This is a genomic window from Sphingobium sp. WTD-1 (genome assembly GCF_030128825.1).
Lineage (GTDB): Bacteria > Pseudomonadota > Alphaproteobacteria > Sphingomonadales > Sphingomonadaceae > Sphingobium.
Genome location: NZ_CP119127.1, coordinates 2,777,331 through 2,790,109 on the forward strand (window position 1 = coordinate 2,777,331; position 12,779 = coordinate 2,790,109).

Below are 12,779 nucleotides of genomic sequence, written 5' to 3' on the forward strand. Positions count from 1 at the left end.
CTGCACTCCGCGTCTGACGCTGGTCAGGCGGAGTGTCTGCGTGTGATTTTGCCCGGCGATTTCAGATTACGGCGATGTCTGTAACATTGTGCGCCGGGTTCGGCATTTCAATGTCAGTCTTGCCTGGCCGCGAACTTCCTTATTTTCGGACGACGGCTGCGTTGAGGAACGGATCATTGCCGATGAACATCGGCGTGCTGTCGAACAGCGAGATGCGCCATTCGCCGTCCGCATCCCGCCGGAATTCCATGCGGCAATCGGCGACGATGGTCGGGCCGACCAGGTTCAGGATCGGCGCTTTGCCCTCACCCGAATAATTGACCAGCATAAACTGCGCGTTGCCATGGTCGGCGGCCGGGAATTGAATGCGCATATTGGTGATGGTGTGCCGCTGGGTTCGGACGCCGTCCTTTTGTTGGGTGGCGACCCGCTCGTTGCGCGCGGTGTAAAAGGCGGTGATGGGGCGATGGCCCTGATGCAGCGTGCCGCCGACCAGATAATGGCAATCGTCGGTACAGAGCGGCGCGACATTCATGCCGCCGTTGAGGTCCAGATCATAGCCCCAGTCGATCACCAGTTGCTCGATCTCCAGCGCGGCAATGGCGGTTTCGGCGGTGAAGCGGGGCATTATCCTCATCCTTTCCTGTGGCATGCTGCTCTTTCCGACAGCTTGTGCGCATGGGGATGGACGCCCGCAAGCATAGAGGGCTCCGCCGTGGCGATGCTTGGCAGTGGCGCGGGGGCACCGGTCAGGGCTGAGGCGCGACCGCATCCATGATCGTGAGCTTCTCGCCGGTCGAGGCGCCGACACTGGAATCGGTGACGAGGATGGTGGTGCCCGGCTTCAACTGGCTGCGGATCTTGTCATAGAAGCCGCGCGGCAGGCGCACCCGGTTCAGCACGGCTTCGTCCACGACATTCTCGACATCATTTTCATGGCCCGGCAAGCCGACATAGAGCCAGTGGGTCTTGCCATCCTTGCCCGTGGTGAGGGTGATGACATGGGAGCCGGGATCGCCATCCTTGATCTCGGCGACACTGCGGCCGATTTCCGTGCCGTTGCGCAGCACGACGATCCGCTGTTCCTTCTTCGAGACGATGATGGTCAGCGGGCCGCTGGTCGCCAGTTCAGGCTGCCAGCGATATTCCTCGTCCTTGAGCGGGCGATATTCGACCTGCTCGCCTTTGTCGTTGATCGGCGACAACAGGCTCGCCTGGCTGGTGCGCATATGGGTGGCGGCATTGCCCTGAACCACCACGGTCGCGCCCAGGCTGGTGATGGCGAACAGTTCCTGCGAGAATTTATAGGGCAGGTGGATGCAGCCATGGCTTTCGGGATAGCCCGGCAGGCCGCCGGCATGGAGCGCGACCCCGTCCCAGGTCAGGCGCTGCTGATAGGGCATGGGCGCGTTATTATAGGTGCTGGACCGATGGTCCTTGTCCTTTTGCAATATGGTGAAGACGCCGGTCGGCGTTTCATGCCCTTCCTTGCCCGAGGAGATGGTGGCGACGGCAATGCGCACCCCGTTGCGATAGACGGTCGCGATCTGGCGCGAGAGATCGACATAGACGAGCAGCGGCCCGGTCGGCGACACCTGCGGCGCCCAGACCCATTGGCCCGGCTTCAGATTGTCGGCGCGGCGGGCAAATTCGGGCGGCGATGTGGCGCGATCGCCCTGGGCGAAGGCTGGATAGGGGAGCAACAGCAATGCGCAAAACAGGTGACCGTGGCGAACCATATTGCGGCAATTCATCTGCACGTCGTGTCCCCCTGACTATCGTTTGGCAGGGATATCTTCGATACCCGTGCAAATCCATAGGGGCCGACCCTGAGGCGTTGGCAGGACAGGATTGGAGGACCATGCGGCAAGCACTGCCGGCGTGAGCAGCTATGCTGCGCAGGCCCCACATGAAGATGGCGAATAAAAAAGGCGACGCCGGAGCGTCGCCCTTATCTGGTGCGTACTGACACTTGTTAGGGTCAGGACTCATAGGTCATAGCCAGAAGATGACGGTGGCAGCGAGGGCGATGGCGGCGAAGAAGGCGGTTGGGCATCGGTCGTAGCGTGTGGCGACGCGGCGCCAGTCCTTCAGACGTCCGAACATGATCTCGATGCGGTTGCGGCGACGGTAGCGGCGCTTGTCGTATTTGATGGGTTCATTGCGCGATTTTCGGCCCGGGATGCAGGGCTTTATGCCTTTCTCCTGCAGCGCGTCCCTGAACCAGTCGGCGTCATAGCCCCGGTCGCCGAGCAGCCATTGCGCCTTCGGCAACGGGACTGTCAGGATTTCCGTGTGCGGCCGGGCGGTTGATCATCAGGCCGCCATGGCTCTGATGAAACGTTCGCCGAAGATCACGGCAAATTGCGCCTTCGCCATGGTCCACTCACGTGGTGGCATCTTCCACTCTTTCTCCGACCGATTCAAGATCAGGTAGAGCAGCTTGGTGGCGGCCTCGTCGCTGGGGAAGTGTCCCCTGGCCCTGACAGCCCGCCTGAGCTTCGAGTTCAAAGCTTCGATGGCGTTCGTAGTGTAGATGATCCGGCGGACCTCGTCGGGGAACGCAAAAAACGGGATCACCTCGCCCCAGGCGCGCCGCCAGCTCTGGCCGATGGCGGGATAGCGCTGCCCCCAAGGGCCAGCCTCAAATGCTGTCAGCGCCTTTTCGGCGGCATCTGCGTCGGTGGCACGGTAAATCTCCTTGAGCGCGCTGGCGAGGTTCTTTCGGTCCTTCCAGGAGACGAAGTCCATCGAGTTGCGCAGCAGGTGAACGATGCAGGTCTGGACGATCGCATCGGGGAACACTGCGGTGATCGCATCGGGAAAGCCCTTCAGGCCGTCAACGACGGCCAGCAGGATGTCTTCAACGCCACGGTTGCGAAGCTCGTTCATCACCCGAAGCCAGAACTTGGCACCCTCATTCTGCTCGAGCCACAAGCCGAGCACCTCCTTTGCGCCGTCGGCGCGGACGCCCAGCGCAATGTGGATCGCCTTGTTGCGCACCATGCCCTCGTCGCGGATCTTGACCCGGATCGCGTCGAAGAAGACCAGCGGGTAAACCGGATCGAGCGGCCGCTGCTGCCAAGTGGCGACCTCATCGAGCACGGCGTCGGTCACCGTGCTAATCAAATCGGGTGAGACGTCGATGCCGTATAGATCGTGCAGGTGCCTGGTGATCTCGCGGGTGCTCATGCCGCGCGCGTACATCGACACGATCTTGTCGTCGAAGCCGGGAAAGCGGCGTTGATACTTGGCGATCAACTGCGGGTCGAAGCTCGACTGGCGATCGCGCGGCACGTCGATCGCCAACTTGCCGGTGTCGGTCATTACCGTCTTCCGACCGTAGCCGTTGCGCATGTTGCCGGCGCCGTCTTCGCCAGCGAGGTGGTGATCCATCTCCGCATTCAGGGCACGCTCTGTCAGCGCCTTCTTCAGCGAATCGAGCAGACCGCCCTGCTCGAAGGCGGCACTGGCAGCGCCGCCCGCCAAAAGCTGATCGAGAAGCTCATTCGGTATGGCAGGTTCTTTGCGTCGTGACATAGTGGGACTCCTTGTTGCCCATTATGCCCGGCCGCACACGGAAATCCTGACAGTCCCATCTTTTCGGCATTCCCTATGCCGGCTATTAGCCGCTTGTTGCAGGCAGGGTCAGCATTCAGTGTCCGAGGGGAGCTGCCGCTGATCTGAGATTCTCCAGAACATGGGTTACATCATCACGATACCTTTCGTTCCGGGTCGCCCATAGCCGCCGCAGGAGCGCTTCATCGACGAAGTCGTCGAGCTTCGCTGTTCGGAGGCCCGCGACGAAGTCCGATAGATCCTCCATCGGTGGGCAATCGCCCGCTTGACGTAGAACTGAAGCCAGTTGCTCAGGTGTTACGTCCACTGCGGTCACGCCGACGTCGTGGACAGCGACCTCGATGCCTGCGCTCATGAGAACGATCGACAGCACCGAATTTACAGCCGTACCGCGCCAGGTGATGACATGGGTGTCGCGCGCCGCTGGCAGGAGTGCGCGCCGATCAAGGCCGAGTTCGCGGAATGCAATCCGCCCCTGCAGAAGGAACTCCTTTCCGGTCGCGTCGAGATATGCCGGGACCTCGTGGTCGGACAGCACCTCCAACATCGTCGCAGTGACGCGGTCATGCAGCTGCTCGTTTGCGGGTCGGTCGAAACGGGGCAGCTTGCCGGATCGATGGGGAACGACGTCGAGCACCTTGGCGCGGTCGTCGACAGCTTCCACCCGCCACCTCCGCCCTGCGAAGCCGACCAGCGATCCTATTCCGAGGACATTGGTGAGCGGAACGGTTCCGAGTGTCCGACCGCTTGAAATCAGGCGCCATTCCTCGTCAGTTTTGAAGACCGCATAGAAGTCTCGCGCTTGGACCAATTCCTCTCCGGTCTTCCCAAGCATAAGGATGCCGTCTGGCGATTGCTCGAGAAGGTCGGAGCCTTGGGGGCCGGCTCCTCGCAGGAGGTCGGCGTAATCCGCAGGCGCGAAAGCTAGGTAACTGTCTTGGCCGAACAGGAGCTTGTGCGCAGCGGCTGCTCGGACCCCGCCCTGCGCTGCAATGAGTGACAGGGTCTGATGCAGTGCCACCGTAGCGAGCGAGGAGTCCTCAGTTGATGGCTCGACCCAGTTTGCCTGCAGGAGCCGGACGCAGGCGACAGCCCTCACCGTTTCCAGCCGCAGCTTGTCGAGAGGATCGGAATCCGGATCGAGATGATCCTCACGAACGTAAATCCGAAGCACCGCCGGGGTCCCGCGGCGACCGCTCCTGCCGAGACGCTGCTTCAGACCTGAAAGCGATCTGGGCGCGCCCACCTGCGCGACCGACTGGACACTGCCAAGATCTATTCCGAGCTCGAGCGTCGTCGTCGCGACGGCGGTGGTTGGCTGGTCGCCGGCTTTAAGGCGGGTCTCCAGCGTCTCGCGCAGGTCCTTTGAAAGACTGCCGTGATGGGGAAAGAACTCCTCTGGCACATTGTCGCGCTCCGACCGTTCGCGCAGACGGTCGGCAAGGGCCTCAACCGTGCGGCGTGATGCAGCGAATGCGAGATTGTTCGATCCGCGCAAGTTTGAGAAGATATGGTCGGCAATCTGGCTGAGCGCATCGCTCGCACCGTTATCCGCGATCTCGTCGATCGCGGTTCCCTCGGGTGGCTCCTCATAGCCGCGGATTTGCAGCCTAACGCCCGGACCAGTTTGCGGCGCGCGAAGCACATCGACGCTGAGCGGGATTGCCGCGTTCATCCAGCGGCAGGCGGCGTCGGCATCACCAAGCGTGGCGGAGAGCCCTACCCGTCGCGGACGTCCGGACGCTATCCTGTCGACGCGACGGAGGAGGGATGCCAGGTGCAGCCCGCGCGGTCCTTGCAGAAACGCATGGAGCTCGTCGACGACGATCCCATGCACGCCACGAAACAGTTTGGCGGCATCAGCGGGGCGACGTAGGAAAAGTGCCTCGATAGATTCAGGCGTGATCAGGGCTACGCCGGCCGGCGTTTTGAGCAGCCGCGTCTTCGGTCCCTGCGGCGCGTCACCATGCCAACGGGTAATCGGCAGGCCAAGACGTTCGCATAGTGGTTCCAGGCGCCGGAACTGGTCGTTGATGAGAGCCTTTAGGGGACTGATGTAGAGGAGCCGAAGGCCACCGCCTGTCATTTCTGCTGCTTCGGTGAGCAGCGGCAGGAACGCGGCCTCGGTCTTGCCCGACGCCGTGCCTGCCATGATGATCACGTCGCTGTCCGACCCCAGGATCGAACGGATCGCAGTGTCCTGTATCTCACGCAGGCCGGTCCATCCCTCGTCGCGAACCCAGCGGCGGATTTCAGGATGAAGCCGATCATAGGAAGGGACGTCAGATGCGGAGGTCGACAAGCTCGTCGTCCGCCTCTGGCTCTTCAGGCTCCTCCTTGTCAGGCGACACCGCGCCTATCAGTTCGTGCCACTGCGTGTCGGGGTTCTGCTCCAGGACAGATAGGAACTGGACGAACGCCTTGATCGTGTTGCGAGGCGTTCGGAAGTAGGCTTCTCCGATCCGCTTGTTGCAATGCTCCATGAATGCGGTCTTTGCCTCGTCAGGGACTAGAAAGGCCGACGCATCTCCGAGTGCGAAGACCGACCTGATGTTTCCCAGCAGCACGAGGAGATCCTCGGGCGAGAGGCTCTGCAGCCGTATAACAGGTCCGCTGAGGTCGATCCGCCCCTCGGTTGCGAAGCTGTTTTCCTCCAGACGCGACTGGAGCGCCTTGTAGCTGTAGAGGCCGCGCCGACTGTCGAGCAGGAATTCTGGCGTCCCCCCGAACACGAAGCCAAGACCCTCGACGTTACCCTGAAGCACGTCGTTGAGCATCCTCAAAAGCTGCTCGTAGTTCTGGTTGCGCGCCTGAGAGCTCTGCAGCTTGTAGAGGTTGACCATCTCGTCGAACACCACGAGGAGGCCGGAGTAGCCCGCAATGCGAACGAAAGCGGAAAGTAGCTTGAACGTGTCGTAGACGTCGGCATCGTCAATGATGCTGCGGACCGGGAGAGCCTGCCGCGCCTCGGTCTTCGTTGGGTATTCCGCCCTTAGCCAACGCAGTGCGGCCGCTTTGAGGCTGTCGTCGCCCTCCTCATGAGCGCGCCAGTATGTCTTGAGGACCGTGGAGAAGTCATGACCGCCTAGCATCTCCAATAAGGGAGCAAGGCGCCGGTCTATGATGCGCTCGACCGGTGAGCCGCCATCTTCGGCTTCCCTGACGCATTCGGTTACGAACCGCTCTACGATGCTGGGGAGTGCGCCGCCCTCCGGTTTCGTGCGCGTGGCCATGTTTCGGATGGCTTCGGCATAGAGGCCCCGTGCCTGGCCCCCAGTTGCGTGCAGCCTTCGGTCGGGAGCTAGATCGGCGTGAACAGTCACGCACTTCCGTTCAAGCGCGATCAAGCGAATGAGATTGAGGAAGAACGTCTTTCCCGCTCCATACTCACCGATGACGAAGCGCACTGCCGACCCTGCATCTGCGATGCGGTCAATGTCGCGGACAAGTGCGCCGACCTCCTGCGAGCGGCCCACCTGGATATGCTGAAGGCCTACTCGCGGAACGACGCCAGCCGATAGGGCCTGAATGATGAGATCCCGGTCCTTGCGTCGAATTGTGCTCAAGCGGCAACTCCCATTGGTTCAATTTGGTCAATTACTTCAGAGAAGACGCGCACGTCGTCGTCATCCTCGACTATAGGCTCGCCAAGAGTGTCGAAGCCCCATTCGTTGAGGGTTTCGATGGCTCCGTCCGGCATCAGGCGCAGCTCCGTCGCCAGCGCGTCGAAATCAGTCCTGGACATCGGTCCCGCCAGAATGCGAACGAGAAGGTCTGAATGAGGGACGTCGAGGCCTGCAAAGGCTGATGCGGTGACACTTGCTTTGGGTGGCGGAGCGGGGGCCGGCTCAGGCTCTTCCTCCACGAAGATGGCTGCGAGCATGGCCGATACCTGGGTCGTCTCGCCCCGGATCCTCTCGAGCCGTGCGGTGTCGATCGATACGCCGGACCGCTTAGGCTCAGCGGGCAGCGGCACTGTTCGTTCGTCGATGGCTGATACGACCTCCACCGGTCCGACATCCTCTCCACTACGATGCAGCGCCGAATAGAGCGCACTTGCGGGAAGTCCGAGGGCGACGTGGAGGGCCTCGAGAAATCTCACCTCGTCCGGCAGGACACGACCGTCCGCCAGCACCGCCTCGACCGCTGAGTCTGCAAGCGCCGCCCGGCTCTCCGGCGCGACGTCCGCCAGCTTCTTCAGCGCTGCGCGGACCTTTGGCGGATCCGCCGCAAGCGCGCTCCCGCAAGCGAGGAGCCGGGTGATCTCCTCGTCCTTAAGTTCGGGTGTCGAGCGGAGCCGGCGCTCGATGGCGTCCATCTCCGATGAAGCGACTGTTCCGTCGGATACTGCGGCCAGCATAGCAACCTCGACCATCCCGCGGGCAGAGGCGTAGGCACCACGGTCAGGGTCTACAGCCCCGCCGAGCCTCGCCGCGAACAGCGCGATGCGCCCGTCCGCCTTCAACGTGGCGGCTGGTCCGTATCGACGATCTGGCTCGAACCCAAGATCGAGTGCATCGAGGGCGAGGCCCATCTGTCGAACTAAGGAGGCAGGGAGCTTGTCGGCGCCTGGCTCCAGCTCCAAACCAAGCGCCCGAACCACGTCGGCGACCGTAGCAAGCCCACCGACCGTTGAAAGGCCGAGCGCGCTCCGACATTCAGCAAAGGACGGCCGTTCCCGACGTAACTCCAGCGGCAGTAGAAGGTCGCCACGCAGTTTTCCACGAGCCTCAGGATCGCGACCCAGCAGCCGACTGTAGGTGGACAGATCCTCCATGCAGCCATCCAGGATCGTTCGGAGTCCAGAGAGCGGGGCCTGCGTCCCAGAAATGTCAGGAAGATCCATTTCAATTGGCCGGAAGAACGTGTTGCTAGCCGCTTGATACTGGGACCGGATTTTCGCCTTAGGCCGTCGAACGCGAAGACCTTCCGGATTGCGGACCGCGAAGCGCACCCGCCATAGGTCGAGCAGCTCCTCGAAGCACCGCTGGCCTGGCGTGCGGAGGTAGACGTCAGGCAGCGAAAGCACCCATAGTAGACAGTCGTCTGCATCGAACGGCTCGTTTCGCTCGATGCGGTTGCCAAGCCGCACACGCAGAGTGAGCGGCAGCTCCATGTCGTAATTGTGGGGCGGCGCTTTCGTTATCGGTTCATCGCTGCCTTCACCGTAGAGGCAGGACAGGGCGAGCAGCTTCGACGCGTAGGACGTGAACGAGTAGTTCTCTCCATGTATCGCGAGGAGACGCCGGACTTCCCCGAAGATCGCAGGGGCCTCCTCCTTGGCGTCATCTACCAGGAGGCGCTGCTCGAGGCCGTAGAAGAATACAAAGACGTAGCCGATAGGGATAGTGCGATCCGTTCGACCACCTTCCAGCCAGTCGAGGTAGGTCCAGCGCGCACGCGGGTCGAGTCGGTCGTAGCTCTGCCAGTATGTGAGGGTGTCGCCCGAGCGATCACCTCGGGGATCGATCGGAAGCGTGGGATCGATCCGGCTTTTGTCACGGGCTGGGTCATGCCGGCCAGGAGTGCCATAGTAGACCATGTCGATGGTGACGTTCCGTGTTCCCACCACGACTGAAGTCGCCTTCTCGACCCAGCAGGCGGGGGCGCGTTGCCCCTTCGATGTGGAAGGAGCTGGCTGTGAAGGTCGAGGGGGAGCAACGGCAACCGTCGGAGCTACCGGCTTGGTCATTCGTCTGGCGTAGTCGGCTGCCTGCTCGAGCGTCGAGAACGAGTATCCACCGAACAGGTATCGGCCGTTGGCGCTCAGGCTGATGCCTGGTGGCGCACAGTCGAAATTCGTCGGCGGTGTGGGCGCTGCCGCTGGGGTGGGAGTGGTCACTCTGGCATGCGGAGTTGAGGTCGGTTCATCGGCCTCGGAAGCCGGGACGCCAGACATCATCTCGCCAAATCGGCGCGCGACTCTAGAGAGCCAACCTTCTGACTGGGCCATCACTCTTCCCCCCGTTGAAGCGATACTGTCCCAAAGTTATGCGGATTGCCAGAGCCTTACTACTTCCAAAAGCGGGCAAACTGATCTGAATCAGTCGATGTTAGGCATAGAATAATAGATTTGAATATAGCAGCATGAAGCGTCGAGCCGCCCGTGCGTGGGATTCGCGGTAGGAACTCGACCACAGGGGGAATGGACGAGATGGTTGTGTTCGGAATTCCGGTGATACCGGTGTTTGTGTTTTTGGTTCTCGTTGCTCTGGCGATCGCATTCTTCCGGTATTTCTTCATTCCCGCGAATCGGCTCGACGCCAACCTCAAGCTGATCATCGCAAACGTGGAGGTTGCGCGGGCAAAGGGCCTGAACGACCTCTCTAGGTGCTTCGAGCCAGACCGTGCGATCGCGGCCATCTTCAACGAGTATCGGGAGACGCTCCATGTCCAGAAGGACCTGGACGTCCAGACTGGCGAGATGGTTGAGCGCGCTATCCGCTCGACGGTGCCAGCAGAGATGTTCCTCTCGCCACATGCCGTAGTGGACAACCGCGTCCATGCTGAATTCTTCAAGCATCTCCCCGGCATTTTCACCGGCATCGGCATCATCGGGACCTTCACCGGTCTTCTAACCGGATTGAGCTCCTTCCTGTTGATTTCCACTGAGAAGTGACCCGGGTTTTCCATCGAGAAGTGACCCGTCTGCGGATTATGTTTCGGGTGTCATGGGTGGGTCAACCCGTGGTTTTCTCCTTTGGGTTCTGGCCTGCTTGGCAGAGCTGTTCTTGAAGCGGAAGCTGTCGTTGCCGGTCTCCAGGATGTGGCAGTGATGGGTAAGCCGATCGAGAAGCGCCGTGGTCATTTTGGCGTCGCCGAACACGGTGGCCCATTCGCTGAAGCTCAGGTTTGTGGTGATGATGACGCTGGTGCGCTCGTAGAGTTTGCTCAGCATATGGAAGAGCAGCGCGCCACCTGAAGCACTGAACGGCAGATATCCAAGCTCATCCAGGATAACGAGATCGGAGTGCAGGAGGCGATTGGCGATCTGACCGGCCTTGCCCTGTGCTTTTTCCTGCTCGAGCGCATTGACCAGTTCGACCGTCGAGAAGAAGCGGACGCGCTTTCGATGACGTTCGATGGCCTGGATGCCCAGCGCCGTTGCCACATGGCTCTTGCCGGTGCCAGGACCGCCGACCAGCACGATATTGTCGGCGATGTCGATGAAGTCGCAGCGATGCAACTGACGCACCAGAGCTTCATTGACCTCGCTACTGGTAAAGTCGAAGCCGGCCAGATCGCGATAGACAGGGAAGCGCGCGATCTTGAGCTGATAGGCCACAGATCGAACCTCCCGTTCTGCTGTCTCGGCTTTGAGCAACTGGGAGAGGATCGGGATGGCGGCTTCGAACGCTGGAGATCCCTGTTCCATAAGATCGGTGACGGCCTGTGCCATGCCATGCATCTTGAGGCTGCGGAGCATGACGACGATGGCGCCGCTGGCAGGGTCATGACGCATGACGCTTCTCCTTGCGCAGATCATCATAGCGTTCGACATTGGCCACCGGCTCGCTGACCAGTTTGAGCGCCTGGGGCGCCGTCACCGGCGGCGTGGAGATCGGTTTTCCGTCGACCAGCCTATAGAGCAGATTGAGGATATGGGTCTTGGTCGGAACGCCAGCTTCCAGCGCCATGGTGACCGCCGTCAGCACCAGTTGCTCATCATGATGAAGAACCAGCGCCAGTATTTCGACCATTTCCCTGTCGCCGCCGGGACTGCGCAACAGATGTCGCTGTAGACGCTGGAACGCATCGGGTAGCTCAAGGAAGGGCGCTCCGTTGCGCAGGGCGCCGGGTTTGCGCTGCACGACCGCCAGATAATGGCGCCAGTCATAAACCGTATGACCTGGACCGTCGTGAGAGCGGTTGATGATGCGCTGATGTGCGCAGATTGGCTGCCCCTCGGCGACGACCTGGAAGCGATCAGGATAGACGCGCAGGCTGACAGTGCGATTGGCGAAAGAGGCCGGTACGCTGTAGCGATTGCGCTCAAAGTGGATGAGGCAGGTCGGCGATACCCGTTTGCGATATTCCACAAAACCATCGAAGGGCCTGCCCGCAACCATCAGACACTCAGATTCATCGGCCCAGGCATTGGCAACCGATCCGGGTTCGAGCCCGTGAGGGATATCCTCCCATAACGCCTTGCAGCGCTCCTCCAGCCACAGGTTCAACTCATCAAGGCTCTCGGCCTGCGGCGTGGGTTGCCACAGACGGTGCCGCGCATCCTGGACATTCTTCTCGACCTGCCCCTTTTCCCATCCCGCAGCCGGGTTACAGAACTCAGCTTCGAACAGATAATGGCTGACCATCGTCAGGAAGCGTGCGTTGACGGTGCGTTCCTTGCCACGCCCGACCTTGTCGACGGCAGTGCGCATATTGTCATAGATACCCCGGCGCGGCACGCCGCCCAGCACGCGGAAGGCGTGATTATGGGCGTCGAACAGCATCTCATGGGTTTGCAGAAGGTAGGCACGCACGATGAATGCCCGGCTGTAACTGAGCTTGAAATGCGCGACCTGCAGCTTGGTCCGAACCCCGGCGATGATTGCCCAGTCCTCGCTCCAATCAAACTGAAAAGCTTCCCCCGGCGCGAACGATAGGGGCACGAATGTCCCACGCCCGCCAATCTGTTGCTGGCGCCGATAATCTTCGCGCCAGTCCCGCGCAAAAGCGGCAACCCGGTTGTAGGATCCTTCATAGCCCAGGCTCACCAGATCAGCGTGAAACTGCTTGATAGTGCGCTTCTGCTTGCGCGATCGGCCCATCTCGCGCCGCAGCCAGGCCGCCAGATGCTCAGCAAATGGGTCCAGTTTGCTTGGTCGATCGGGCACCTTGAACCGCGGATCGATCGTCTCGGACCGCAAATATTTGCGGATCGTGTTGCGTGATAGTCCGGTGCGCCGCGCTATCTCCCGGATCGGTAGATGATCGCGAAAATGCCAGCGCCGGATAACGCTCAATAACGCCATGTCCAACACTCCATATACCCTCGCTTGTCAAAGCCAGGGACGAGTTCAACATGGGTCAATTCTCAGTGGAAATTTACGCCCTACCCGGGTCACTTCTCAGTGGAAATCAACAATCAGGCCGCCTGAGCGCTCCCCTGTGGGAGTGTTTTAGCGCTTACAGTGGAACGGAGTGGAAGATCTCTTGTCCTCTCCTGTCCACGATACAGGAGAGATCATGAACTTGCG

9 protein-coding genes and 1 pseudogene are annotated in these 12,779 nt (G+C 61.1%); 1 reads left to right on the top strand and 9 read right to left on the bottom strand.

Annotated elements, in window-relative coordinates:
* Positions 1-139: 139 nt before the first annotated feature.
* From N6H05_RS13815 to N6H05_RS13845, 7 genes and pseudogenes are all read right to left on the bottom strand, one after another.
* Positions 140-628, bottom strand: coding sequence for a nuclear transport factor 2 family protein (locus tag N6H05_RS13815; RefSeq protein ID WP_284110029.1), 489 nt, complete (start codon positions 626-628; stop codon positions 140-142).
* A gap of 121 nt (positions 629-749) precedes the next feature.
* Positions 750-1,754 carry a L,D-transpeptidase gene (locus tag N6H05_RS13820; RefSeq protein WP_502958975.1) on the bottom strand — a complete coding sequence of 335 codons (1,005 nt, stop codon included), beginning with the start codon at positions 1,752-1,754 and terminating at the stop codon, positions 750-752.
* Positions 1,755-1,995: 241 nt separating this feature from the next.
* Positions 1,996-2,274 (bottom strand): annotated as a pseudogene (locus tag N6H05_RS13825) (transposase); the annotation flags it as partial.
* Positions 2,275-2,316: 42 nt separating this feature from the next.
* Positions 2,317-3,540, bottom strand: coding sequence for an IS256-like element ISSpwi2 family transposase (locus N6H05_RS13830; protein WP_014082638.1), 1,224 nt, complete (start codon positions 3,538-3,540; stop codon positions 2,317-2,319).
* Positions 3,541-3,655: 115 nt separating this feature from the next.
* Positions 3,656-5,881 carry a DEAD/DEAH box helicase gene (locus N6H05_RS13835; protein WP_284110032.1) on the bottom strand — a complete coding sequence of 742 codons (2,226 nt, stop codon included), beginning with the start codon at positions 5,879-5,881 and terminating at the stop codon, positions 3,656-3,658.
* A complete protein-coding gene (locus N6H05_RS13840) occupies positions 5,862-7,145 on the bottom strand; it encodes an ATP-binding protein (RefSeq protein WP_284110033.1) in 1,284 nt (427 codons plus the stop codon). The genes N6H05_RS13835 and N6H05_RS13840 overlap by 20 nt, the downstream gene beginning before the upstream one ends.
* Positions 7,142-9,151, bottom strand: a complete 2,010-nt coding sequence (locus N6H05_RS13845; RefSeq protein WP_284110034.1) for a tellurite resistance TerB family protein — start codon at positions 9,149-9,151, stop codon at positions 7,142-7,144. Before N6H05_RS13845 ends, N6H05_RS13840 begins: the two co-directional genes overlap by 4 nt.
* Positions 9,152-9,724: 573 nt before the next feature.
* Here N6H05_RS13845 and N6H05_RS13850 point away from each other — a divergent pair.
* The gene (locus tag N6H05_RS13850) at positions 9,725-10,198 is read left to right on the top strand and encodes an anti-phage protein ZorA-like protein (protein ID WP_284110035.1); all 474 of its coding nucleotides are present in this window, start codon (positions 9,725-9,727) and stop codon (positions 10,196-10,198) included.
* A 36-nt stretch (positions 10,199-10,234) separates the two neighbouring features.
* On the opposite strand, the gene istB is transcribed toward N6H05_RS13850, so the two are convergent.
* Positions 10,235-11,041: an IS21-like element helper ATPase IstB gene (istB, locus tag N6H05_RS13855; RefSeq protein WP_284114235.1), complete on the bottom strand. Its 807-nt coding sequence runs from the start codon at positions 11,039-11,041 to the stop codon at positions 10,235-10,237.
* Entirely contained in the window at positions 11,031-12,554 is a 1,524-nt protein-coding gene (istA, locus tag N6H05_RS13860; RefSeq protein WP_284110036.1) for an IS21 family transposase, read from the bottom strand. The genes istB and istA overlap by 11 nt, the downstream gene beginning before the upstream one ends.
* Positions 12,555-12,779: the final 225 nt, after the last annotated feature.

Bases quoted from the DNA above. Each gene is read 5' to 3' on its own strand.
- N6H05_RS13830 (WP_014082638.1), bottom strand. From the start codon at position 3,540: ATGTCACGACGCAAAGAACCTGCCATACCGAATGAGCTTCTCGATCAG.
- N6H05_RS13815 (WP_284110029.1), bottom strand. From the start codon at position 628: ATGCCCCGCTTCACCGCCGAAACCGCCATTGCCGCGCTGGAGATCGAG.
- N6H05_RS13850 (WP_284110035.1), top strand. From the start codon at position 9,725: ATGGACGAGATGGTTGTGTTCGGAATTCCGGTGATACCGGTGTTTGTG.
- istB (WP_284114235.1), bottom strand. From the start codon at position 11,041: ATGCGTCATGACCCTGCCAGCGGCGCCATCGTCGTCATGCTCCGCAGC.
- istA (WP_284110036.1), bottom strand. From the start codon at position 12,554: ATGGCGTTATTGAGCGTTATCCGGCGCTGGCATTTTCGCGATCATCTA.
- N6H05_RS13820 (WP_502958975.1), bottom strand. From the start codon at position 1,754: ATGAATTGCCGCAATATGGTTCGCCACGGTCACCTGTTTTGCGCATTG.